Origin of the sequence: Uliginosibacterium sediminicola, from assembly GCF_039631295.1 — a bacterium.
In the GTDB taxonomy this organism is placed as follows: domain Bacteria; phylum Pseudomonadota; class Gammaproteobacteria; order Burkholderiales; family Rhodocyclaceae; genus Viridibacterium; species Viridibacterium sediminicola.
Map to the genome: position 1 here is coordinate 170,996 of NZ_JBDIVE010000007.1, position 23,491 is coordinate 194,486.

Genomic DNA, 23,491 nt, shown 5'->3' on the forward strand with positions numbered 1-23,491 from the left:
ATCTGAATTCGATGCGGAAAATCATTCCCTGCCTGCTCAAGCTGGCTTGCGTCCTGGCGCTTGCCGCCGGCGTGCCGGCCGAAGCGGCCAATAAGAACAGTCAGAAAAGCAGCGCCGCCAGCGTGAAAAAGCCGACGACGGCTAGCAAGAAGGCGACCGGCACCAAGAAGAGCACGACAAGCAAGAAAACCAGCAAATCCAAGGCTAGTACCGGCGGTTCGGGTGGGCGAAGCGTGCCCCGGGCCGATAACAGCGTGGCGAGCGAGCGTGAGACGCCGCGCTGCCGCAACGTGCGGGTCAAGACCTCCAAGGGTTATCGCACCCAGCGCAAGTGCAGCGGTGCTGAGGCTGCAGCCTTGCATGGCGGGGCGACAGATCCGCTTGATAGCGGCAAGAGCGCGGATCTGAAGGCGCGCACGATTCCGGATCGCGCCTATGCCGTCGACGGCTATACCTTCTTTCATCAAGGGCGCAAGTACCGCGTCCTCGGTATTGACGAGAGCCTGGTACCGGCCGGCAGCGATCTGGCCAAGCAGCGCCTGCAACTGGCGCTCGACAGCGGCCAGGTGGCCGTGGAGCCGGAATCGGTCGATGACAGCGGCACCGTGCGTGCCCAGGTGCGCGTGAGCGGCAAGAACCTCGCCGAGGTTCTCAACGCCAAGTAAATGCCGTGCGGGCTGCCGCGCTCAGTGCAGGTGGCGCGGCACCTGTTCGGCCGACTCCTCCGGCAGCTCGGCATGCACGGCCTCGCCATCGGGTGAGGGGTACATCGGCGAGCCGCAGTCGTCGCAATACTCCATCGGGAAGCGCTGATCGAGCTGCAAGATCACGTTCACACCGCAGTCGCGCAGCACCTGCTGAATCTGCTGCGGCACATCGGAGTTGTCGTCTTCGGCGCCGAGCAGCGGCCACACCACGCCGTGCATGACATTGCCGTTGTCCAGCGCGGTGAAGGAAATGCGGTATTCCTCCAGCTGGCGGTCGAAGAAGGGCGCGACGACGGCGCGCAGGCGCGCCGGCGGAATGTCGAGCGTGGTTGCCAGAAAAGCCACCGAAGCACGCACCGAATACGGACGCGAGGCGCGATCAGCTTGCCGGCAGGCCGCAAAATACGCCTCCGGCAGCACCAGCTCGGTCGCGCAACCGGCCAGCAGCGGGCTCAGGCAGGCGCCGCCCTGGCTGCGCCATTGCGTGGCGGCGAGCTCGCGGCTGATGTCCTTTTCCTGCCAGCGGAAAATCGGCGCACCCGCTTCGGCGATGACGGTGCCGACGAGGTAGCGCACATCGGAGAGAAAGCGTGCGGTCTCGGGCAGGGTTTCCGGATCGATCTTCAAGTCCTGGTTGCGTTCGGCCGCTTGCGCCAGTTCGGCCGTGAAGCGCGCCGTTTCGCAATAGCCCTGCGGTAACTGATCGGGGCTGAACAGCACATTGGCCAGCGACAGCTTGACCTTGTCGGCCAGCACATGCGCGCCGAGCTGCACGCGCAGATTGGCCAGCGCGCCCGGCGACAGGGTGGCCGCCGGAATGCTGAAGCGCGACCAGCACAGCACCGGCGCAGCGATCAGCAGGGCCTGACGATGTGAGGGGTCGGCGGCGCCGCTCTCGGCACGCGATTCGATGGCATCGGCCAGTGCGTCATGGGCGCCGGCATTGGCGGCGAACAGATGGTCGAGCGCAGCATTGAGCACTTCTTCATCGCCAGCTTGCAGCAGGCTGTCGACCAGCTCGCCCAGGCGTGAATCCCAGAACATGTCTTCAGCGCGGCTGCCCGATTCGGCCAGTCCGCTGGCCAGCCACAGCAATTGTTCGGCTTCTTGCGGCAAGCCGTTGCGGCGCCCCAGTCTTGATCTTTTCATGATGCGTGTCCGCCGTTTCAGTTGGGCGCGATTGTATACCTGCGCGCCGCTTCAGGGCAGCGTGAGCAGGCCGGCGGCTTGATCTGGCTGCGACAGGCGCGGCACGATGCCCAGACAAGGCGCGTCGAGTTTGCTGCGCAGGGTGGCGATATTGGCGTCGACAAAAGGCATCTGCGCATCGACGAGATTGCCGACCCAGCCGGCCAGGCGCAGACCGCGTGCGCGGATTGCCTCAGCGCTCAGCAGCGCATGGTTGAGACAGCCCAGGCGCAGGCCGACCACCAGCACCACCGGCAGCGCCAGCGCTTGCGCCAGCTGCGCGGCGTCGAGCGTCTCGCTCAGCGGCACGATGAAGCCGCCGGCGCCCTCGACCAGCACCACGTCGGCTTGCGCTGCCAGCTGCTGGTAGCCCGCGACGAGCTGATCGAGTTCGAGAACGACGCCCGCGCGTGCTGCTGCAATGTGCGGTGAGCAGGCATCGGGCAGACAGACCGGATTGATCTCTGCGAGGCTGAAACCGGGGCTGCCTGCTGCTTGCAGGCGCAGGGCGTCTTCATTGCAGAGCTGGCCGTCCAAAAGACTGGCGCCCGCCGCGACCGGCTTGTAGCCGACCGCGCGCAGGCCCCGCGCGCGAAAGCCATGCAGCAGGGCGCAGCTGATGAAAGTTTTGCCGACATCGGTGTCGGTGCCGGTGACGAACAGGGATTGCGGTGTGCGGCTCATGAAGTACGTCGTGCGCTGAGGAAGACCACATCGTAGCTCAGCGGCAAGCCGGCCTCGACGCGGTACTGTTCGTAAAATGCTGCGGCGCGTTGCAGGGCGGCACGTGGCAGGAAGCCGGCGCTGCGCGCGCCATCGAGGGTGTGTGCGCCGAGTGCCTTGAGGTCGCGCAGCAGGCTCAGCAGGTTGTCGGCATGATCCTGGAAGACTTGGCGCTCGATGCGGATCTCGCTGAAGCCAGCGGCTTGCAGCATCGCGGCGTAGGGCTCGGCGGCGGCAAAACTGCGCACGTGTTCGCGACCGTCGGCCTGGCGCATCGCCTGGCGCAATTCCGCGAGGCTGTCCGGTGCCAGCGTTGCCACGGCAAGATGCCCGCCGGGGCGCAGCACGCGCGCTGCCTCCCGGATCGCAGCTTCGGCATCGATCCACTGCCAGGCCAGACTGCTGAAGTATTGCGCGACGCAGGCATCGCGCAGCGGCAGCTGTTCGATGTCGGCACACATGCCCGCGCTGTGTTGCGCGCTGAGCATGCCGATGGCGTGATCCAGTGCGATGCATTGCTGGCCGCGTGCCGCCAAGGCAGGCAGCGCGTAGCCCGTGCCGCAGCCAGCGTCGAGCGCGATGCCGCTGGCGCCGGGCTCCAGGCGTGCGAGCAGGGCGTCGCAGATGCGCCTTTGCACGCGGGCAACGCGATCGTAGCTGGCCGCGGCGCGCGAGAAAGCCTGGCGGATCTTGCGCTTCTCAGCGGGGCTGGGCATTGAGGAAGGACTCGATAGCCTGCGCCAGCCGCGCCGGGCAGGAGAGATGCGGCGCATGGCCAACAGCGGGCAGGATCAGCTGCTGACTCAGCGGCCAGCGTTGTGCCAGCCATTCGCTGGCCGCCGGCGGCATCAGCGCATCGGCTTGGCCGTGAATCAGCAGACAGGGCAGGCCGGAGGAGGGCAGACTGCTACGCAGATCACTTTCTTCCAGCAGGCGCAGGCCATGGGCGAGCGCGGCGTGTTCGGCTTGCGCGTCAGCCAGCGCTGCCGTGAGCTGGGCGGCGACCTGGCTACGTGCCTCGTCGCCGAATGCCTGCAGCGCAATGAAGCGACTCAGTGTGCGCGCTGGCTGCGCCGTGAAGCTCTGGCGGAAAGCAGTCACCGTGGCAGCGTCGAGCGCATGTGGCCAGTCGGCCGACTGGACGAAGCGTGGCGTCGCGGCGATCAGGATCAGCTTGGCCACGTGCTGCGGGTGGCGTGCGGCAAGGCTCATGGCCAGCATTGCACCGAGCGACCAGCCCAGCACTACGCTGCCGGGCGGAATCTCTGCGCTGATCGCGTCGGCCCAGTCAGCGAGGCTGCCCGCCGGCGGGCGGCAATGCAGGGCGATGCTGTGTTGATTGGGCAAGGCCGCTTGCAGCGCTTGCCACACGGCAGGTGTGAGGCCCCAGCCGTGCAGCAGAACCAGGCTGCTCATGCCGGCAGGATCTCGCTGAGCGCCTGACAGAGCGTATCGACATCAGCCAGGCTGTGCGCGGCCGACAGCGAGATCCGCAAGCGTGCGGCGCCGACCGGGACGGTTGGCGGACGGATCGCCGGCACCCACAGCTGGCGCGCATGCAGGGCCTCGGCAACGGCCAGGGTGGCGGCATTGTCGCCGATCAGCAGCGGCTGGATCGGTGTACTCGACGGCATCAGTCGGCTCTGCTGGGCGGCGAGCCCTGTACGCAGCTGCGCGATCAGCGCCGTCAGATGGGCGCGGCGATCATCGGCAGCCTCGATCAGCTGCAGTGCGCTGAGCAATACCTCGGCCAGCATCGGTGGCATGGCGGTGGTGAAAATGTACGGTCGGGCGCGTTGCTGTAACCAGTCGATCAGCTTGCGCGAGCCGGCAACAAAGGCGCCGGAGACGCCCGCCGCCTTGCCCAGGGTGCCCATGTAGATCAGGCGCTCAGACTTCAGACCCGCTGCGGCCACGCTGCCGCGCCCTTGCGGGCCGAGCACGCCGAAGCCGTGTGCATCGTCGAGCAGCAGCCAGGCGTTGTGGCGCTCGGCCAGCTCCAGCAGCTGCGCCAGCGGCGCGATATTGCCATCCATGCTGAACACCGCATCGCTGACGATGAGCTTTTCGCGCGCTGTTGAGGCGGCCAGCTGGGCGGCGAGCATGCCCATGTCGACATGGGCGTAGCGATTGAGCGAGGCGCGTGCGAGCTGGGCGCCATCGACCAGCGAGGCGTGGTTGAGGCGGTCGGCAAAAATATCGCCATTGCGGCCGAGCAGCGCTGGCATCACGGCGATATTGGCCATGTAGCCGGTGGAAAACAGCAGCGCCGCCTGGTTGCCAGTGAATTCGGCCAGCGCTTCTTCGAGCGCCTCGTGCGCACGGCTGTGCCCGCTGACCAGGTGCGAGGCGCCGGCGCCGACACCCCAGCGCTGCGCGGCGAGCGCCGCCGCCTGGGCCAGACGCGGATCGGCAGCCAGACCCAGATAGTCATTGCTGGCAAAGGCCAGCAGCGTCTCTCCTGCGACCTCGACACGCGGCCCGCACGCCGACTCTACGGTGCGCCGGCGGCGACGTAGCGATTGGGCATCGAGGGCAGTGAGTTCGTGATCGAGAGCGTCCAGCAGAGGGAATTGGGGCGGCGTGGGTGTGTGCAAGGGAGGGCAAGCAAAGGAAACGTGGATGGCAGATTTTATCGTGTTATGCCACGGATCGCGGAGGATTCTGCCCGCAAGGCTTGGCGGGCTGCCGTCAAGCCTTGCTGCTACGGGATGCTGTTCAGAAAGCACAAAGGCGCACCGCAGTGCGCCTTTGTCGTGAAGAACAGAATCCGTTCTGGCTTAGCTGAGGGATGCAACCGCCGGCTTGGCGCCCACGGTGGCCTGTTGATCGCTTTCCTCTTCGAGCAGCTTGGCCGTCGAGCCAATGCGCATCGAATAGAAGCTGCGCCACACGAAAACCATGCAGGCGAACAGGAAGAGTGTGGCCAGACCCAGCATCAGCTGCTGGTGACCTTGTTCTGCCATGCCGACGGCCATTTCCACGGCGAGCAGGCCGAACAGGGTGGTGAACTTGATGATCGGGTTCATCGCCACCGAGGAGGTGTCCTTGAACGGATCACCCACCGTGTCGCCGATCACGCTGGCAGCATGCAGGTCGGTACCCTTGGCACGCAGTTCGGTCTCGACGATCTTCTTGGCGTTATCCCAGGCGCCACCGGCATTGGCCATGAACACGGCCTGATACAAACCGATGATGGCGATCGAGATCAGATAGCCGATGAAGAAGAAGGGCTCGAAGCTGGCGCAGGCGAGCGTGCCGAAGAACACTGCGAGGAAGATGTTGAAGGTACCCTTCTGCGCGTACTGCGTGCAGATTTCGACCACGCGCTTGGAGTCTTCGACCGAAGCCTTGGCGCTGCTGTCGAGGTGGATGTGGCGCTTGATGAATTCCACTGCGCGATAAGCACCGGTCGACACCGCCTGCATGCTGGCGCCGGAGAACCAGAAGATCATCGCGCCACCGGACACCAGACCGAGGAGGAAGGGCGGGTGCAGCAGCGAGAGCTTGTCCAGATTCACCGTCAGGCCATGGGTGAGCAGCATGACGATGGAGAACATCATCGTCGTCGCGCCGACCACCGCAGTACCAATCAGCACCGGCTTGGCCGTTGCCTTGAAGGTATTGCCGGCGCCATCGTTTTCTTCGAGCAGTTCCTTGGCGACTTCGAAGTCAGGCGTGAAGCCGAAATCGCGCTGGATTTCTTCCTTGATGCCAGGCAGGGTTTCGATCACCGAGAGCTCATACACCGACTGTGCATTGTCAGTCACCGGGCCGTAGCTATCGACCGCAATCGTCACCGGGCCCATGCCGAGGAAGCCGAAGGCGACCAGGCCGAAGGCAAACACGGCAGCCATCACGGCACCCTTGAGCGGATCAGGATTGATCGCCAGCAGCAGATCGTGTTGCGACACCAGATAGGCGAAAGACATCAGTGTGACGATCAGACTGCCCATCCAGAAGGCCGAGAAGTTGCCTGCCGTGAGACCGGCGAGGATGTTCAGGCTGGCGCCACCTTCACGGGAGGACGCCACCACTTCACGCACGTGACCCGAGCTGGTGGAGGTGAACACCTTGACCAGTTCAGGGATCAGCGCGCCCGCAACGGTACCGCAGCTGATGATCAGCGACAGTTGCCACCACAGATCCGGGAAGGTTTGCACACCGGCTTGCAGGTGGCCGATCAGCATCCACGACACGAGGAAGGTCAGACCCACCGAGACGGCCGAGGTCAGCCACACCAGTGAGGTCAGCGGATGCTCGAAATTGAAGCGGGCCTTGTGCGCCAGTGCGCGCTTGGCGACGGCATCATTGATCAGGTAGGAAATACCTGAGGCGACGATCATCATCAGACGCATCACGAACAGCCACACCAGCAGCTGCACCTGCATGGCAGGCGTCGGCACGGCCAGCATCACGAAGCTGATCAGCGCAACGCCAGTCACACCGTAGGTCTCGAAGCCGTCAGCGGTCGGGCCAACCGAGTCACCGGCGTTGTCACCGACACAGTCGGCGATGACGCCGGGATTGCGGGCATCGTCTTCCTTGATCTTGAAGACGATCTTCATCAGATCGGAGCCGATGTCAGCGATCTTGGTGAAGATGCCGCCGGCAATCCGCAGCGCTGCAGCGCCGAGCGATTCGCCGATGGCAAAGCCGATGAAGCACTTGCCGGCCAGCGCAGGATCGATGAACAGCAGGATGCCCAGCATCATCAGCAGTTCGGTGGAGATCAGCAGCATGCCGATCGAGATGCCTGACTTCATCGGAATCGAGAAGCAGGGCCAGGCGCGGCCGGCCAGCGAAGCGAAGGCGGTGCGGCTGTTGGCGAAAGTGTTGATGCGGATACCGAACCAGGCCACACCGAAGGAGCCGGCGATACCGATCAGCGAAAAGAGCAGGATGGTCAGCACTTCATAGGTCTGCATCTGCTGCACCCAACCGAAGTAGGCAACGATGATGACCGAGATGAAGGCTTCGAGAATCAGCAGGAACTTGCCCTGCGTGATCATGTAGGTTTTGCAGGTTTCATAGATCAGTTCGCTGACTTCGGCCATCGAACGATGGACCGGCATATCGCGAACCTGGCGGTAGATGATGGCGCCGAAAGCGAGACCTGCAATACAGATCAGCAGACCGGCAAACAATAATTGCCAACCGCTGAAACCGCCGATGAAGGTAGCCAGGGCTGGATCGTGCAGGGAAGGCAGGACCAGGCTGGCTTCACCTGCATGTTGCATGGTTTCAGCCGCAGAAGCGCCCTGTAGTGAAAATGCTGAGAGTGCGCCGCCTAGCAATTTGCTTGCATGACGACGGACGCGATGAATCATGACTGACATGGTGTTCCTCCACGGGACTTACCGATACGCTTGTCGAAAGATCGGCGGCTGGAAGACCATGCTTTGTGCATTCGGGGCCCATTTTTTTGCATCTGTCTCCGTGGGTCCGAAATTCAAAACAACTCTGCCGCCTTATGCAATTGTTGTCCTCTGAAAAAAATCAGGGTTGACCACAGGCAAAGGTGCAATGCAGCATTTTTTTAAATTTTGCTAAGTATTTTTACTTAGCGGCGACGCAGGCTGAAGGTCCACAGCACCAGCAGGCCGAACAGGCCGTAGCTGATGAAAGGCGAAATGGCGAGAAAGCGTTCCGCACTCCAGTGCCAGGCGAGATAGCTGCGTAGGCCTGCTTCGAGCGTCAGCCCCACACCCCACACCATATTGATCAGGCGTACGCGTGCGCGCAGCTTGGGCTGTTCATGCCATTGCAATTGGAATGTCTGTGCTGGCGCTTCACCCTGGCGTTTTGCGTTGGCGAGCAGGAGGTAATAGACCAGGGGCTTGGCGAAGGCTGCAGAGACAAGCAGCAGCACGCCGAATAGACCCGAGATCAGCGATTCGCGCAGCAGCAGCATGCGCGGGCTGCCACCGAGCAGCATGGCGATAGCCGAGAGCGCAATGCCGCCGAGTACGAAAATGCTCAGTGCGTCGATGCGGCGGTGGCGCAGCAATTCGCCAAGGCTCCAGATCATCGGTGGCGCGGCCGAGCACAGCAGGGCATTGAATTCGCCCCAGTGATCGCGGGTCGCCGTATACGCCAGCCAGGGCAGCAGCAGATTGAATGCGAGGTCGAGCAGCAGCGGCAGATGCTTGCGGGTGAGCACAGCGGGTGGGTCTTGGAAGGAGGCAATAAACAGGCAAGAAAAAGCCGGTCACACGGACCGGCTTTTCTGGCAATGCTGAGACTTAAGCGAGGAAGTCTTCGCGTTGCGGGGTGAAGGTGTCCAGCAGCATGCCCTTCTTGCGGCAGACACAGCCATGCATGATGCCCGAGCGCTTGTAGAGCGTGTCGCCGGCCTTGACCATTTTGACTTCGTCGCCAATGGTGAATTCGAACTCGCCCGACATCACATAGGTCAGCTGCTCGTGCGGATGGTTGTGCAGCGGGCCGATGGCACCTTCTTCAAAGTGCACTTCGACCTGCATCATCGTGCCGGCATGCGCCAGGATGCGACGGCTGACGCCGCCACCCAGGTCTTCGAGCTTGCAATCGGAAGCATATACAAACATTTTGGAACCTCGTTTTTTGTAGTTGTGCGATTTTACACAATCGTTTCAATGATTCCACAGCCTTCAGCGCTGCAGCTTGAGCCTGTTCAGGAAAACACGCGATTTGCCGTAATCCAGACAGGGCTTTGCCTGCCCGCCGTGGCATCACGTGATTGATGCAAGGCAAGCCGGGCCACTAAAAGCAGACGGTGTCGCGCTTCGGGGCGCTGCCGTGAATGTTAGAATGGCGCAAGGCATGCTGCCAAAGCGCTGCCAGATCAGAGGTTTAGATGAGACATATACACGATTACCTTTGTGGGTACGCCGATACCGTGTTGAGCAAGTATCGCGACCCCTACCACGGCACGCCGCTGTTCTTCGATGGTTGTGACAGTTTTACGGGCAAGCCGGTGACCTGGCGCAATGTGGATGGCACGGATTGGGAGCCGTCCAATATTGCTTCGCAGCAGAACCTTTTTCGCCTGCTCAGCGGACTGAGCACGCTGACCGGCCGCGCGGACTACAAGCAGGCCGCCAAGGATGCCATCGCCTACCATTTCGAGCACGCCGACAAGAGCGGCCTGCTTTGTTGGGGCGGGCATTCCTTCCTCGACATGAAGACGCTCAAGGCTGTCGGACCGGAAAACAAGAACCAGGTCCATGAGCTCAAGCACCACTATCCCTTCTATGAGCTGATGTACGAGACCAATGCCGCGGCGACCTCGCGTCTGGTCAAGGCAGTGTGGAACAGCCACATCCTCGACTGGGACACCATCGAGCTCTCGCGCCACGGCGAGTACGGCAAGGAGTTGGTGGAAGAGGGCTTCTGGGACAAGCCGCGCAACGAGAATCTCGAGATCCTGCGCGAAGCCAAGGGTTTGTCCTTCGTGAATGTCGGCAATGATCTGATCTATGCAGCCTGTCAGTCCTTCCTCGCCGAAGGCGATCAGGGCGCGCTGAACTGGGCCGAGTTCATGTCCTGGCAGTATGTGCGTTCGCGTTATCCGGAAACCGGCCTGGGCTGTTATCAATTCAATCGCCCGACCAAGCGCGAAGAGCCGCCGACTGACGAGAACGATCCCAAGTACACCTTCTCCTTCTTTGGCGACCGTGCGCAGCGTCAGTTCGGCCCTGAATACGGCAAGGTGGCGATGGAGGCTTGGGTGCTCTTCAAGATGGATGAAGAGGCGCTCAACGGCCCGCAAGGCATCTATGGCGATGCTTCGCTGGCCCAGGTCTCGATGGCCCGCCAGCTCGGCGAACGCGGCAAGAAGCTGATGGACTGGACGGTCTCCGGGCTCGAAGCGTATGCCCAATACGCCTACGATCCGGCGAGCAATGAAATCAAGCCGATGTTTGCCGATGGCAAGGATCTGACTGGTCAGCACATCCCGCGTTACGGTTACTACGGCAAGGCAGGCATCGAATTCCGCCGCGAAAAGATTTCACCGATCATGCTTTTGTCCTACGCGACGGCCTGGGCGGCGAGTGGCAAGCAAAGTCTGTGGCCGACGGTGGCCGCGATGGCGCGTCACTTCGGTCTGGGCAACTGGAATCCGGCTGATCCGGCGCGTCCGGAGGTGAATCTGGAAACCCGCGCCAATGACGCGATCCTGCTCTTTGCTGTGCTGGAAGTTGCACGCACCACGGGGGCCGCAGCGTATATCGATCTGGCCAAGGCGATTGGTGAGAGCATCTTCCGCCAGCGCGCACATCGCGGCTTCTTCCTGCCAAGCGAACAGCATATCCACGCCCGCTTTGACGATGCTGAACCGCTGGCACTGGCGGCCTTGCTGGGTACGCTGGAAGGCAAAGGCGCGCAGATGCCGGTGTTCCGTAGCCAGGGCGGTTATATCCATGGCGATGCACTGCTGCCGGAAATCGGCAAGAAGAACATCACGGACATCAAGTTCATCTACCCGCTCAAGCGCGCCGCCTGACCGGCGGCAGCGCCCTGACGAACAGCCCGTTTGCCGCACGCCGGCAAGCGGGCTTTTTTACGCCTAGTTGAGGATGGCCCAGAGCGTCAGCACGACCAGAACGGCGACGACACCGCCCACCAGGTAGAGCCCGCGACGATCCTTGGCTACAGCAGGCGCAGCCGGTTTGGGCGTTGTTACCTGCATCGGCAGTTCGCGCTCGACGCGTGGCGCAATCAGCTGGTCTTCGGCAAATACGTTCGTCGGAACGGTGCGAATTTTCTCGGCGGGAACATGGCTGCCGCAGGTCGGGCAGGACACCAGCAATTCGGGTTCTGGCGCGCTTGCTTCTTCGTCCAGCGCATCGGTGTTGATCGTGGGGTCGAGCAGGGGATCGAGGGCAGGGGTGGCATCCGCCGCCTCGTTCGATCCACCTGGCGCGGCTTCGAGGGCGGAAAAGTTCGGCAGCGGTTCGTCCGTCAGCGAAATGCTGGGCCAGTCAGCATGGTCAGGCACCAGCTCGGTCAGGATGTCGCCATTGGCGATAAGGGTCTTGCTGCTATCGAAATTTTCCGCATTTTCATCAGCGCGCTCAGGCCTTGAGTGCTCTAGTGTCGGTAGCGAATAGGCTTTGCTGGTGTCCGCAGACGGATCATTTGCGGCGCTGAGGACTTGCTCGCTTGGCGCGAGAGTGTCGCTGCTGCTCTGACTCTCGGGCTGGACCGAGACATCCATGCCGATGCGACGTAGGGCGGCGTAGTAGCGATTGGCTTGTGCTTCGGCGAGGCCTTTCTTGATCGTCGCACGCTTGCCCGAAAACAGGCGCTCGACTTGCTCGCTGCCCGCTTGCAGCTTGCGCTCGGCCGAGCGTTTGACCTCGGGATAATCGAAGCCTTCAAGAACTTTCCCGGAAAAGACAATACGAAACTGGCTTGACATGAAGGCTCCACGTGCACGGATTTGGATGATCTCTGCGCAGGTGGCTTAATCCGGCCAGCGGCGTCAAGGCTTCGTATACCCATTTATGCGTCGCGCTGTCAATCATGCGCAGATCGCCGTGGCACATACGGAAATAGCCGCGTGGGGGCCTGAATTGATTCGGTTTGTTGATGAATCAGGCCGTCGATGCGCATTGAACTGAAGCGCGGCGGGATCGCCATGTTTCAATAATGTGCGCTGCGGTGCATTGTTCTGGTGCGTGCCGCAGCACGTTTGGCTGGATCAGGCTGCGCGTGAGAGATCCGCGGTTTTGTCCGGCCGGCATTCGCGCACCAGCAGCACCTTGCCGTCGTCGTCCACGGTCTCCAGCTTGACCGTGAAACCCCACAGGCGGGCGATGTGGCGCAGCATCTCCGGGCTGGTGGTGCCCAGCGGGCGACGTTTGTAGGACTGATGGCGCAGGGTCAGTGTGCGGTCACCCCGCACATCGACATTCCAGACCTGCACATTGGGCTCGCGCGCGCCGAGGTTGTATTGCTCGGAGAGGGATTCACGCAGGCGCTGATAGCCCGCATCATCATGGATGGCGGTGATTTTCAGGCGCGCCTCGCGATCGTCGTCCTGAATCGCGAACATGCGCAGCTCGCGCATCAGCTTGGGCGAGAGGAATTGCGCGATGAAGCTCTCGTCCTTGAAGTTGCGCATCGCGAAGTCGAAGGTCTCGCGCCAGTTGGAGCCGGCGATATCGGGGAACCAGCGTCGGTCTTCATCGCTGGGCGATTCGCAGATGCGGCGGATATCGGTCCACATCGCAAAACCCAGCGCGTAGGGATTGATGCCGCGATACCAGGCGGCGTTATAAGGCGGTTGCATCACCACATTGGTGTGCGAGTGAAGGAACTCCATCATGAAACTGTCGGCCAGCAAGCCCTCGTCGTAGAGCGTATTGAGCAAGGTGTAGTGCCAATACGTGGCCCAGCCCTCGTTCATCACCTGGGTCTGGCGCTGCGGGAAGAAGTATTGCGAGACCTTGCGCACGATGCGCACCACTTCGCGCTGCCAGGGTTCGAGCAGGGGCGCATTCTTTTCGAGGAAGTAGAGCAGATTCTCTTCCGGCTCCGGCGGAAAGCGTCGCTCGTTTTGCTGCGAGGCGCGGGCTTCCAGCTGCGGCAAGGTGCGCCACAGATCGTTGACCTGTGATTGCAGATAGTCCTCGCGCTCCTTCTGGCGCATTTTCTCTTTCTCGATCGACAGCTTGGGCGGGCGCTTGTAGCGATCCACGCCCACGCTCATCAAGGCGTGGCAGGAGTCGAGCAGCAGTTCGACCGCTTCTTCGCCGTAGCGCTCCTCGCATTCGGAGAGGAAATTGCGCGCAAAGATCAGGTAGTCGATGATCGCGTCCGCATTGGTCCAGGTGCGGAACAGATAGTTACCCTTGAAGAAGGAGTTGTGGCCGTACGCCGCGTGCGCAATCACCAGGGCCTGCATCGGCAAGGTGTTCTCCTCCATCAGGTAGGAGATGCAGGGGTTGGAGTTGATGACGATCTCGTAGGCCAGACCCATCTGGCCGCGCCGGTAGCTCTTCTCGGTGGCGATGAACTGTTTGCCGAAGCTCCAGTGGTGGTAATTGACGGGCATGCCCACCGAGGCGTAGGCATCCATCATCTGCTCGGCGGTGATCATCTCGATCTGGTTCGGATAGGTATCCAGTCCGTAAGCCTCGGCGACCCGCTGGATCTCTTTCTGATAGGTTTCGATCAGCTCGAACGTCCACTCCGAGGGAGCGGGCAGGGGCTTGCGCGTACGTTTCTTGGTGACCATCAGCTGCCGCCTTTCATCACAAATCGGGCTGTCGGGGCTTGCCCCGGCAGCGCCTCAGTCAAAGCAGGGTCTTTTTGAACAATTCGCGGAACACCGGGTAAATGTCGCCATAGTTTTCAATGCGTTGCATGGCGAAGTTGCTGTGCGTGCCGAGCAGTTTTTCGTACTCGCGCCACAGGTTCTGCGGCTCGCCCGGCGTGATCTCGATATAGGCGAGAAACTGTACGAAAGGCAGGATGGCGCTGGAGAGCAGCTCGCGGCAGCGCGGCGAATCGTTCTCCCAGTTGTCGCCGTCCGAGGCCTGGGCGCCGTAGATGTTCCACAGGCCTGAGGCGTAGCGCTCCTGGATGATGTCGCGCATCAGGTCCAGCGCGCTGGAGACCACTGTGCCGCCCGATTCCCGTGAGTGGAAAAAATTCTCCTCGTCGACTTCTTTGGCGACCGTGTGGTGGCGGATGAAGACCACTTCGATCTGCTCGTAGGTGCGGGTGAGGAACAGGTAGAGCAGCATGAAGAAGCGCTTGGCGGTGGCCTTCTTCTCCTCGTCCATCGAGCCGGAGACATCCATCAGGCAGAACATCACGGCCTGAGTCGAGGGCTGTGGTAGGCGGATGCGGTTGTTGTAACGCAGGTCGAAGGTGTCGAGGAAGGGAATGCGTTCAAGCTTGGCGCGCAAGCGCCCGGCTTCTTCCTTGAGCGCCAGGATGCGCTCCTCGTCACGCGGCGTGAGCGCTTCGAGTTCGGCGATCTCGGCATGCAGCTCGCGCAGCCGGGCGTTGTAGGGCGAGCCCAGCGCCAGCCGCCGCCCCAGCGCGCTGCGCATCGAGCGGACGAGGTTGAGATTGGCTGGCACGCCGTCGGCCGAAAAGCCCGCGCGCTGCGATTTGTATTCAGGAATCTTGGCCAGCTGGGTTTTGACCAGGTTGGGCAGGGCCAGATCGTCGAAGAAAATGTCGAGAAACTCTTCGCGTGAGAGCTGGAACACGAAGTCGTCTTCCGAGGCGGCATCTTCGCTGGCGCCTGAGCCGCCCCCACCACCACCACCGCCACCTTGCGGGCGATTGACTTCATCGCCGCTGGAGAACTGGTCGTTGCCGGTGTGCACCTGATCCCAGACGCCGCCTTCGCCATGCTGGAAGTGCGGTTCCGACAGATCTTTGCTTGGGATCGAAACGCTCTCGCCCTTGTCCAGATCCTTGATCGAACGGCCATCGATGGCGTCAGCCACCGCCTTGCGAATCTGCCCCTTGAAGCGGCGCATGAAACGCTGGCGGTTGACCGCGCTTTTGTTCTTGCTGTCAAAACGTCTATCGACAATGCGAACCATGGTCTGGTGAGGTACGAGGCGAGCGCTTCTGGCTGTCTTGCAGGCGCTGATCCACCGCCAGCAAGACACGCAGAGCCCTCGGCTCGCGCCTTTCTCCTCAAAAAATCAAGACGATTTGCGCACGCGCAGGTACCAGTCGCACAACAGGCGCACCTGGTTCTCTGTATAGCCCTTGCTGATCATGCGATTGACAAAGTCCTGATGTTTTTTCTGCTCGTCGGCGCTGGCCTTGGGCGAGAAGGAGATCACCGGCAGCAGGTCCTCGGTGTTCGAGAACATCTTCTTCTCGATCACGGCGCGCAGCTTTTCGTACGAAGTCCAGCTCGGATTCTTGCCGTTGTTCTTGGCGCGGGCACGCAGCACGAAGTTCACCACCTCGTTGCGGAAGTCCTTGGGATTGCTGATGCCCGCGGGCTTCTCGATCTTCTCCAGCTCATCATTGAGCGAGGCGCGATCAAAGATCTCGCCGGTGTTGGGATCGCGGAATTCCTGATCCTGGATCCAGAAGTCGGCATAGGTCACGTAGCGGTCGAAGATGTTCTGGCCGTACTCCGAATACGATTCGAGGTAGGCGGTCTGGATCTCCTTGCCAATGAACTCGGCGTAGCGCGGCGACAGGTATTCCTTGATGAAGGCGGTGTACTTCTGGTCGATTTCGGGCGGGAACTGCTCCTGCTCGATTTGCTGTTCCAGCACGTACATCAGGTGCACCGGGTTGGCAGCCACCTCGCGATGGTCGAAATTGAACACCCGCGATAGCACCTTGAACGCAAAGCGCGTGGACAGCCCGGTCATGCCTTCATCGACGCCGGCGTAGTCGCGGTACTCCTGGTAGCTCTTGGCCTTCGGGTCGGTGTCCTTGAGATTCTCGCCGTCGTAGACCCGCATCTTGCTGAAAATGCTGGAATTCTCGGGCTCTTTCATGCGCGAGAGCACGGCGAACTGGGCCAGCATCTTGAGCGTATCGGGCGCGCAGGGCGCTTCGGTCAGCGAGCTGTGCTGCAGCAGCTTCTCGTAGATTTTCACCTCGTCCGAGACGCGCATGCAGTAGGGCACCTTGACCGTGAAAATGCGGTCGAGGAAGGCCTCGTTGTTCTTGTTGTTCTTGAACTGCTGCCATTCGGATTCGTTCGAGTGGGCGAGAATCACGCCGTCGAAGGGAATCGCGCCGAAGCCCTCGGTGCCCTTGTAGTTGCCTTCCTGGGTGGCGGTCAGCAGCGGGTGCAGCACCTTGATCGGCGCCTTGAACATTTCGACGAATTCAAGCATGCCGCGATTGGCCAGGCACAGGCCGCCCGAATAGGAGTAGGCGTCAGGATCGTTTTGCGAGAACTGTTCAAGCATGCGGATATCGACCTTGCCGACCAGCGAGGAGATGTCCTGGTTGTTCTCGTCGCCGGGCTCGGTCTTGGCGACCGCAATCTGGCGCAGCGAAGAAGGGCGCAGCTTGACGACGCGGAACTTGGTCACATCGCCATTGAATTCGTGCAGGCGTTTGACCGCCCAGGGCGACATGATGGTGTTGAGATAGCGCCGAGGAATGCCGTAGTCATCTTCGAAGATGCGTCCGTCTTCGGCCGGATCGAACAGGCCGAGCGGCGACTCATGCACCGGCGAGCCCTTGATTGCGTAGAACGGTAGCTTCTCGGCCAGCGATTTGAGCTTTTCGGCCAGCGAGCTTTTGCCGCCACCGACCGGGCCCAGCAGGTAGAGGATCTGCTTCTTCTCTTCGAGCCCCTGAGCAGCGTGGCGGAAGTAGGAGACGATGTCTTCGATCACCTCTTCCATGCCGTAGAACTCACGGAAGGCAGGGTAGATCTTGATCACCTTGTTGGAGAACAGGCGCGAGGCGCGTGGATCGAGGCGGGTGTCGAGCATTTCCGGCTCGCCGATCGCCATCAGGATGCGCTCGGCCGCCGTGGCGTAGGCGCTGCGATCGGTTTTGCAGATTTCGAGGTATTCCTGAAGCGAGAATTCCTCTTCCTTGTCCACTTCGAAACGGGCTTGATACGCACTGAAAATGCTCATGCAACACCTCCTCGCTACGTGTAAAGCTGCGTAAACCAACAACTCTGGACTCAGGCTAGCGCTGCCCGCGACAAAGCTTGTGCTCAGAGCGAACTGTATTTTGGCTTCTTATCCATCCTTGTCTGACTGCGGCGACGCACTAGAATTCCCTGCTGTATCGAGGTTCGGGGCGGGCTCGCGAGCGAAGCTGCTGCGTTCTGCGCACGCCTTGCATGATGCGAAAGCAGATGCATGTAACGTGCCAGTCGTGGGGCGGCAAAGCTCATTCGGAGCTTGTGGTAAAATCAGCTGACTTGTCTTTTAACAAATGCCGGGAAGGCAACCGTTGTTAGGCGGAAGCTGCCTGTGCTCTGAACCATGCCGGCGCGTCAAGCTCTCGATGCAGCGCACCGGCCCACACTTGATCAAGGAAATTCCTGATGCAAACGAATGAAGTCACGCTGGGCGCGCTGGAGCGCCGTATTGACATGGCAGTCTCGCAGGCCGATATCGAACGTGACGTGGGCGCACGCCTGAAGAACATGGCGCGCACCGTGAAGATGGCGGGTTTCCGCCCCGGCAAGGTGCCGCTGAAGATCGTCGAACAAACCTATGGCCCGCAAGTGCGTTCCGAAGTGCTCGGTGACGCTGTTGAGCGCAGCTTTGGCGAGAAGGTGCGCGAACAGAATCTGCGCGTTGCCGGCTACCCGCGCATCGAGCCGAAGGCCGATTCAGCTGAAGGCCAGATCGAATTCAGCGCAACCTTCGAAGTCTATCCGGAAGTCGTCGTTGGCGACCTGAGCGACAACACGGTCGAGCGCCCGACGCTGAGCATTGGCGATGCCGAAGTCGACAAGACGCTGGACGTGCTGCGCAAGCAACGCACGACCTACGAAGTGGCTGCTCGTGCCTCGCAAGAACTTGATCGCGTGGTGATCGATTTCACTGGCCGCAAGGATGGTGAAGTGTTCGAAGGTGGTCAGGCGACGGACTTCCCGGTGGTGGTTGGCGGCGGTCAGATGCTGCCGGCATTCGATGCGCAACTGCATGGCGTTTCGGCCGGTGACAGCAAGACCTTCGACCTGACTTTCCCCGAGGATTACCACGCACAGAATCTGGCTGGCCAGACCGTGCAATTCGAAATCCTTGTCAAGCAGGTCGAAGCAGCCAAGTTGCCCGAGCTCGATGCCGAATTCGCGCGCTCGCTGGGCGTGGCCGATGGCGATGTCGACAAGATGCGCGCCGAGATCCGCAACAACCTCGAACGCGAAGTGAAGCGTCGTATCCGCAATGCAGTGCGTGGCAACGTTTTTGAAGTGCTCGACCGCGTGGTGCAGCTGGATGTGCCCAAGGCCTTGATCGAATCGGAATCGGCACGCATGGCCGAAGAGGCCAAGCAAGACCTGGCACGTCGCGGCATGGACCCGAAAAATGTGCCGGTCGAGCCGGCATGGTTTGTCGAGCAGGCAACGCGTCGCGTGAAGATCAGCCTGATCGTCTCCGACATCGTCGCCAAGAACAAGCTGAACGCAACGCCTGACCAGGTGCGTCGTCAAGTCGAGGAGCTGGCGCAGAGCTACGAAAATCCGCAAGAGCTGATCAAGTGGTACTACGCCAATCCGGAACGTCTGTCGAACATCGAAGATCTGGCCGTCGAAGACAATGTCGTCGAATGGCTGAGCACGCAACTGAAAGTCGTCGACAAGGCCGTATCGTTTGATGAACTGATGAACAATCAGCAAACGGCTTGATCCTTGCTTGACCCGGTGTAATGAAGCAGTAATTGTCGCGTTTGAAGGGGTAGCGAGTAATGACACAATTTGGATCAAGCATGCAATCTGGTCAGGAGTGGGATCCGGTGGGTCTCGGTCTGGTACCGATGGTGGTGGAACAAAGCGGGCGTGGCGAGCGCGCCTACGACATCTACTCGCGCCTCTTGAAGGAGCGGGTGATCTTCCTGGTCGGTCCCGTCAATGACGTCACGGCCAATCTGGTCGTGGCGCAGCTGCTGTTCCTGGAGTCCGAGAATCCCGACAAGGACATCTACTTCTACATCAATTCGCCGGGTGGCTCGGTCAGCGCCGGTATGGCGATTTATGACACGATGAAGTTCATCAAGCCCGATGTCAGCACGCTGTGCATCGGGCAAGCTGCCAGCATGGGTGCATTCCTGCTGTCGGCCGGCACCAAGGGCAAGCGTTATTGCCTGCCCAATTCGCGCGTCATGATCCACCAGCCTCTCGGTGGCTTCCAGGGTCAGGCGTCCGACATCGAGATCCATGCGCGCGAGATCCTCTATCTGCGCAGCCGTCTCAATGAAATGCTTGCCGAACATACCGGCAAGCCGATCGAGAGCATCGAGCGCGATACCGATCGTGACAACTTCCTGTCGGCAACGGCCGCGCTGGAATATGGTCTGATTGACAAGGTGCTCACCAGCCGTAGCGAAGCCACGGCTTGAAGCACAAGGCGAAATAAAGGGAGCGGAGATGACAGACAAAAAGTCTGGCGGTAACGAAAAACTGCTTTATTGCTCCTTCTGCGGCAAGAGCCAACACGAAGTCCGCAAACTGATTGCCGGTCCTTCGGTATTCATCTGCGATGAATGCATCGAATTGTGCAATGACATCATTCGCGATGAAATCGGTGGCGAGGCGGGCGCGCGTCTGGACAAAAGCGATTTGCCTTCCCCGAAGGAAATTGGCGAAATCCTTGATCAGTACGTGATTGGCCAGAGCAGCGCCAAACGCAGCCTGTCGGTGGCGGTGTACAACCACTACAAGCGTCTGCGTCATCTGTCCAAGACCGACGAAGTCGAACTGGCCAAGAGCAACATCTTGATGATCGGGCCGACGGGTTCGGGCAAGACCTTGCTTGCACAAACCTTGGCGCGCCTGCTCAACGTTCCCTTCGTGATGGCTGATGCGACGACGCTGACCGAAGCCGGTTACGTCGGTGAGGACGTCGAGAACATCATCCAGAAGCTCTTGCAGAAGTGCGACTACGATGTCGAGCGGGCTCAGCAGGGCATCGTCTACATTGATGAAATCGACAAGATTTCGCGCAAGTCCGACAACCCCTCGATCACGCGTGACGTCTCGGGTGAGGGCGTGCAGCAAGCACTGCTCAAGCTGATCGAAGGTACGGTCGCCGCGGTGCCGCCGCAAGGTGGTCGCAAGCATCCGAATCAGGACTTCGTGCAAGTCGATACGACCAATATCCTGTTCATCTGCGGCGGCGCTTTTGATGGTCTGGACAAGGTCATTCGCAATCGTACCGAGCAGGTCGGGATTGGTTTCGGCGCAGAAGTGAAGAGTCGTGCTGCCGGCAGCGTGGCGGATGCGCTGCGTCAGGTGGAGCCCGAAGATCTCATCAAGTACGGTTTGATCCCTGAGTTCATCGGTCGTCTGCCGGTGGTGGCAACGCTGCACGAGCTGACCGAGGACGCGCTGATTCAGATTCTTGTCGAACCGAAGAATGCGCTGGTCAAGCAATACCAGAAACTCTTCGCGATGGAAGGTGTCGAACTCGAAGTGCGTCAGGCTGCCCTGCATTCGATTGCCCGCAAGGCGATCAAACGCAAGACTGGCGCGCGTGGTCTGCGTTCCATCATCGAAGCGGCATTGCTCGACATCATGTACGAGCTGCCTGGTATGGAAGGTGTTTCAAAAGTCGTGATTGAAGAAAGCGTGATTGAAGCCGGCGCTCAGCCGCTACTCATTTACGCAGATCAGCCTAAGGTGTCTGGTTCGAACTGAGGCCAGGGTGGTTTCGTCCAAGGCTTGAAAAGCCGAGGACGAGCCACATATTCTCAGGGAGCTCTTAAAAGGAACAATCATGTCCAGCAAGCCCGAACTCCCTCCCGAAGTGATTGAACTGCCGCTGTTGCCGTTGCGTGACGTGGTAGTCTTTCCACACATGGTGATTCCCCTGTTTGTCGGGCGTCCCAAATCCATCAAGGCGCTCGAGTCCTCGATGGAATCCGGCAAGAGCATCCTGCTCGTTGCCCAGAAATCAGCCGCCAAGGATGAGCCTTCGACCGATGATCTCTACGACATCGGTTGTATCGCCAACATCCTGCAGATGCTCAAGCTGCCCGACGGTACCGTCAAGGTTCTGGTCGAAGGCACGCAACGCGCACGTATCGAAGACGTAGACGATCTGCGCAATGTCTTCATGGCGCGTGTGCGCCCGATGCCCAGCGGCGAGACGACGAACCACGAGATCGAAGCGATGCGTCGCGCGATCATCAGCCAGTTCGATCAGTACGTGAAGCTCAACAAGAAGATTCCGCCCGAGATCCTGACCTCGCTGGCCGGTATCGATGAAGCCGGCCGCCTGGCTGACACCATCGCCGCACATCTGCCGCTCAAGCTTGAACAGAAGCAGATGGTGCTCGAGCTGCTGGATATTGCGCAGCGTCTGGAACGTCTGCTGGCTCAGCTGGAAACCGAGCTGGACATCCTGCAGGTTGAAAAGCGCATCCGTGGTCGCGTTAAGCGCCAGATGGAGAAGAGCCAGCGCGAGTACTACCTCAACGAACAGGTCAAGGCGATCCAGAAAGAACTCGGCGAGGGTGAAGATGGTGCCGATCTGGAAGAGTATGACAAAAAGATCAAGACGGCCGGCCTCTCCAAGGAAGCCATGGCCAAGGCACTGGCGGAGCTCAAGAAGCTCAAGCTGATGTCGCCGATGTCGGCTGAAGCGACGGTGGTCCGTAATTTCATCGAGACCCTGACCGGCCTGCCCTGGAAGAAGAAGTCGCGCATCAGCAAGGATCTGGGCGAAGCCCAGAAGGTGCTCGACAAGGACCATTTCGGCCTCGACAAGGTCAAGGAACGCATCCTTGAGTATCTTGCCGTGCAACAACGCGTCGACAAGCTCAAGGCGCCTATCCTCTGCCTCGTCGGACCTCCGGGCGTGGGCAAGACCTCGCTGGGTCAGTCCATCGCCAAAGCGACCAATCGCAAGTTCGTGCGCATGTCGCTCGGCGGCGTGCGTGACGAGGCTGAGATTCGTGGCCACCGCCGTACCTACATCGGTTCGATGCCGGGCAAGATCCTGCAGAACATGACCAAGGTCGGCGTGCGCAATCCGCTCTTCCTGCTCGACGAAGTCGACAAGATGGGCCAGGATTTCCGTGGCGACCCGAGCTCGGCCCTGCTCGAGGTGCTGGACCCCGAACAGAACTCGACCTTTGTCGACCACTACGTTGAAGTCGAATATGACCTCTCCGAAGTGATGTTCGTGGCAACTGCCAATTCGCTGAACATTCCCGGTCCGCTGCTGGACCGGATGGAAATCATCCGTCTCTCCGGTTACACCGAAGAGGAGAAGGTCGGCATTGCGCAGCGCTACCTGCTGCCCAAGCAACTCAAGAACAATGGTGTCAAGCTCGAAGAGCTGACCGTCACCGAAGACGCTTTGCGCGACATCATCCGCTACTACACCCGTGAAGCCGGTGTGCGTAGCCTGGAGCGCGAGGTGTCCAAGCTGTGCCGCAAGGTGGTCAAGTCGCTGGTGATGAAGAAGCGCAGCAGCAAGATCATCATCAATGCCAAGAACCTCGACAAGTTCCTCGGTGTGCGTCGCTACAGCTTCGGCGTGGCGGAGAAGCAGAATCAGGTTGGTCAGGTCACTGGTCTGGCGTGGACCGAGGTGGGCGGCGAGCTGCTGACCATCGAAGCGGTGGTCCTGCCGGGTAAAGGCAAGATCATGACCACCGGCAAGCTCGGTGAGGTGATGCAGGAGTCCATCCAGGCCGCGCTGTCGGTGGTGCGCAAGCGCTCGCGTCAGCTGGGTATCGAAGAGGACTTCTACCAGAAGAGCGACATCCACATCCACTTGCCGGAAGGTGCGACGCCGAAGGACGGCCCGTCCGCAGGGATCGCCATCGCAACTTCGCTGGTGTCGGTGCTCACCGGTATTCCGGTCTGCGCCGATGTCGCCATGACGGGTGAAATCACCCTGCGTGGCGAGGTGTTGCCGATCGGCGGTTTGAAGGAAAAACTGCTGGCGGCAGTGCGTGGGGGTATCAAGCGTGCCTTGATTCCGCATGAGAACGTCAAGGACCTCACCGAGCTGCCTCCTGGTGTCAAGGACAAGATCGAGATCATTCCGGTTCGTTGGATCGATCAGGTGCTTGAACTCGCGCTGGAGCGTGCGCCAGTGGCCTTGCCGGAGCCTGTGGTGCCCGCGGTCGCAGAAGTTGCGGCGACCACTGACCCCGCGCCGGCAACGGGTGTGGTGACGCATTGACGGACATTGTTTGATGCATCACCCGAAAAGGCGCACCGCAAAGTGCGCCTTTTT

At 60.7% G+C, this 23,491-nt stretch carries 18 protein-coding genes; 6 read left to right on the plus strand and 12 right to left on the minus strand.

Annotated elements, in window-relative coordinates; genetic code table 11:
- Positions 1 to 11: 11 nt before the first annotated feature.
- Positions 12 to 665 (plus strand): RidA family protein, encoded by a 654-nt coding sequence (locus tag ABDB84_RS13705; protein WP_345920309.1) that lies wholly within the window; start codon positions 12 to 14, stop codon positions 663 to 665.
- Positions 666 to 686: 21 nt separating this feature from the next.
- Here ABDB84_RS13705 and ABDB84_RS13710 read toward each other — a convergent pair whose 3' ends face one another.
- The 8 genes from ABDB84_RS13710 to ABDB84_RS13745 all read right to left on the minus strand — a co-directional run bounded on the left by ABDB84_RS13710 (position 687) and on the right by ABDB84_RS13745 (position 9,187).
- Positions 687 to 1,856 (minus strand): DUF2863 family protein, encoded by a 1,170-nt coding sequence (locus ABDB84_RS13710; RefSeq protein WP_345920310.1) that lies wholly within the window; start codon positions 1,854 to 1,856, stop codon positions 687 to 689.
- A gap of 51 nt (positions 1,857 to 1,907) precedes the next feature.
- Positions 1,908 to 2,579 (minus strand): dethiobiotin synthase, encoded by a 672-nt coding sequence (gene bioD, locus ABDB84_RS13715; RefSeq protein ID WP_345920311.1) that lies wholly within the window; start codon positions 2,577 to 2,579, stop codon positions 1,908 to 1,910.
- Positions 2,576 to 3,334 (minus strand): methyltransferase domain-containing protein, encoded by a 759-nt coding sequence (locus ABDB84_RS13720; protein WP_345920312.1) that lies wholly within the window; start codon positions 3,332 to 3,334, stop codon positions 2,576 to 2,578. The genes bioD and ABDB84_RS13720 overlap by 4 nt, the downstream gene beginning before the upstream one ends.
- Positions 3,318 to 4,034 (minus strand): alpha/beta fold hydrolase, encoded by a 717-nt coding sequence (locus ABDB84_RS13725; protein ID WP_345920313.1) that lies wholly within the window; start codon positions 4,032 to 4,034, stop codon positions 3,318 to 3,320. The genes ABDB84_RS13720 and ABDB84_RS13725 overlap by 17 nt, the downstream gene beginning before the upstream one ends.
- Positions 4,031 to 5,215, minus strand: coding sequence for an 8-amino-7-oxononanoate synthase (gene bioF / locus ABDB84_RS13730; protein WP_345920314.1), 1,185 nt, complete (start codon positions 5,213 to 5,215; stop codon positions 4,031 to 4,033). The genes ABDB84_RS13725 and bioF overlap by 4 nt, the downstream gene beginning before the upstream one ends.
- A gap of 183 nt (positions 5,216 to 5,398) precedes the next feature.
- Positions 5,399 to 7,957, minus strand: a complete 2,559-nt coding sequence (locus ABDB84_RS13735; protein ID WP_345920315.1) for a sodium-translocating pyrophosphatase — start codon at positions 7,955 to 7,957, stop codon at positions 5,399 to 5,401.
- Positions 7,958 to 8,181: 224 nt separating this feature from the next.
- Positions 8,182 to 8,781, minus strand: coding sequence for a VC0807 family protein (locus ABDB84_RS13740; RefSeq protein ID WP_345920316.1), 600 nt, complete (start codon positions 8,779 to 8,781; stop codon positions 8,182 to 8,184).
- 82 nt (positions 8,782 to 8,863) lie between these two features.
- Complete coding sequence (locus ABDB84_RS13745) at positions 8,864 to 9,187, minus strand: cupin domain-containing protein (RefSeq protein WP_345920317.1); 324 nt, start codon at positions 9,185 to 9,187, stop codon at positions 8,864 to 8,866.
- A 269-nt stretch (positions 9,188 to 9,456) separates the two neighbouring features.
- Between ABDB84_RS13745 and ABDB84_RS13750 the strand changes: the two genes are divergently transcribed.
- Positions 9,457 to 11,106, plus strand: a complete 1,650-nt coding sequence (locus ABDB84_RS13750; protein ID WP_345920318.1) for a hypothetical protein — start codon at positions 9,457 to 9,459, stop codon at positions 11,104 to 11,106.
- A 63-nt stretch (positions 11,107 to 11,169) separates the two neighbouring features.
- On the opposite strand, the gene ABDB84_RS13755 is transcribed toward ABDB84_RS13750, so the two are convergent.
- From ABDB84_RS13755 to ABDB84_RS13770, 4 genes are all read right to left on the minus strand, one after another.
- Positions 11,170 to 12,024, minus strand: coding sequence for a hypothetical protein (locus tag ABDB84_RS13755; RefSeq protein WP_345920319.1), 855 nt, complete (start codon positions 12,022 to 12,024; stop codon positions 11,170 to 11,172).
- 282 nt (positions 12,025 to 12,306) lie between these two features.
- A complete protein-coding gene (locus tag ABDB84_RS13760) occupies positions 12,307 to 13,845 on the minus strand; it encodes a SpoVR family protein (protein WP_345920320.1) in 1,539 nt (512 codons plus the stop codon).
- A gap of 58 nt (positions 13,846 to 13,903) precedes the next feature.
- The gene (locus tag ABDB84_RS13765) at positions 13,904 to 15,172 is read right to left on the minus strand and encodes a YeaH/YhbH family protein (RefSeq protein WP_345920321.1); all 1,269 of its coding nucleotides are present in this window, start codon (positions 15,170 to 15,172) and stop codon (positions 13,904 to 13,906) included.
- 105 nt (positions 15,173 to 15,277) lie between these two features.
- Complete coding sequence (locus ABDB84_RS13770) at positions 15,278 to 17,200, minus strand: PrkA family serine protein kinase (protein WP_345920322.1); 1,923 nt, start codon at positions 17,198 to 17,200, stop codon at positions 15,278 to 15,280.
- Positions 17,201 to 17,619: 419 nt separating this feature from the next.
- Here ABDB84_RS13770 and tig point away from each other — a divergent pair, with 419 nt between their 5' ends.
- From tig to lon, 4 genes are all read left to right on the plus strand, one after another.
- Positions 17,620 to 18,930 (plus strand): trigger factor, encoded by a 1,311-nt coding sequence (gene tig / locus ABDB84_RS13775; RefSeq protein WP_345920323.1) that lies wholly within the window; start codon positions 17,620 to 17,622, stop codon positions 18,928 to 18,930.
- 80 nt (positions 18,931 to 19,010) lie between these two features.
- The gene (gene clpP, locus ABDB84_RS13780) at positions 19,011 to 19,640 is read left to right on the plus strand and encodes an ATP-dependent Clp endopeptidase proteolytic subunit ClpP (protein ID WP_345920324.1); all 630 of its coding nucleotides are present in this window, start codon (positions 19,011 to 19,013) and stop codon (positions 19,638 to 19,640) included.
- A gap of 28 nt (positions 19,641 to 19,668) precedes the next feature.
- The gene (gene clpX / locus ABDB84_RS13785; RefSeq protein WP_345920325.1) at positions 19,669 to 20,937 is read left to right on the plus strand and encodes an ATP-dependent Clp protease ATP-binding subunit ClpX; all 1,269 of its coding nucleotides are present in this window, start codon (positions 19,669 to 19,671) and stop codon (positions 20,935 to 20,937) included.
- Positions 20,938 to 21,016: 79 nt separating this feature from the next.
- On the plus strand, positions 21,017 to 23,437 hold the full coding sequence (gene lon / locus ABDB84_RS13790; RefSeq protein WP_345920326.1) for an endopeptidase La: 2,421 nt from the start codon (positions 21,017 to 21,019) through the stop codon (positions 23,435 to 23,437).
- Positions 23,438 to 23,491 lie beyond the last annotated feature (54 nt).

What these genes read in the sequence shown, in the direction of transcription:
- clpX (WP_345920325.1), top strand. Translation starts at nt 19,669, where the DNA reads ATGACAGACAAAAAGTCTGGCGGTAACGAAAAACTGCTTTATTGCTCC.
- clpP (WP_345920324.1), top strand. Translation starts at nt 19,011, where the DNA reads ATGCAATCTGGTCAGGAGTGGGATCCGGTGGGTCTCGGTCTGGTACCG.
- ABDB84_RS13760 (WP_345920320.1), bottom strand. Translation starts at nt 13,845, where the DNA reads ATGGTCACCAAGAAACGTACGCGCAAGCCCCTGCCCGCTCCCTCGGAG.
- ABDB84_RS13770 (WP_345920322.1), bottom strand. Translation starts at nt 17,200, where the DNA reads ATGAGCATTTTCAGTGCGTATCAAGCCCGTTTCGAAGTGGACAAGGAA.
- ABDB84_RS13705 (WP_345920309.1), top strand. Translation starts at nt 12, where the DNA reads ATGCGGAAAATCATTCCCTGCCTGCTCAAGCTGGCTTGCGTCCTGGCG.
- lon (WP_345920326.1), top strand. Translation starts at nt 21,017, where the DNA reads ATGTCCAGCAAGCCCGAACTCCCTCCCGAAGTGATTGAACTGCCGCTG.
- ABDB84_RS13745 (WP_345920317.1), bottom strand. Translation starts at nt 9,187, where the DNA reads ATGTTTGTATATGCTTCCGATTGCAAGCTCGAAGACCTGGGTGGCGGC.
- ABDB84_RS13765 (WP_345920321.1), bottom strand. Translation starts at nt 15,172, where the DNA reads ATGGTTCGCATTGTCGATAGACGTTTTGACAGCAAGAACAAAAGCGCG.
- ABDB84_RS13755 (WP_345920319.1), bottom strand. Translation starts at nt 12,024, where the DNA reads ATGTCAAGCCAGTTTCGTATTGTCTTTTCCGGGAAAGTTCTTGAAGGC.
- bioD (WP_345920311.1), bottom strand. Translation starts at nt 2,579, where the DNA reads ATGAGCCGCACACCGCAATCCCTGTTCGTCACCGGCACCGACACCGAT.
- ABDB84_RS13725 (WP_345920313.1), bottom strand. Translation starts at nt 4,034, where the DNA reads ATGAGCAGCCTGGTTCTGCTGCACGGCTGGGGCCTCACACCTGCCGTG.
- ABDB84_RS13735 (WP_345920315.1), bottom strand. Translation starts at nt 7,957, where the DNA reads ATGTCAGTCATGATTCATCGCGTCCGTCGTCATGCAAGCAAATTGCTA.
- ABDB84_RS13710 (WP_345920310.1), bottom strand. Translation starts at nt 1,856, where the DNA reads ATGAAAAGATCAAGACTGGGGCGCCGCAACGGCTTGCCGCAAGAAGCC.
- ABDB84_RS13750 (WP_345920318.1), top strand. Translation starts at nt 9,457, where the DNA reads ATGAGACATATACACGATTACCTTTGTGGGTACGCCGATACCGTGTTG.
- tig (WP_345920323.1), top strand. Translation starts at nt 17,620, where the DNA reads ATGCAAACGAATGAAGTCACGCTGGGCGCGCTGGAGCGCCGTATTGAC.
- ABDB84_RS13720 (WP_345920312.1), bottom strand. Translation starts at nt 3,334, where the DNA reads ATGCCCAGCCCCGCTGAGAAGCGCAAGATCCGCCAGGCTTTCTCGCGC.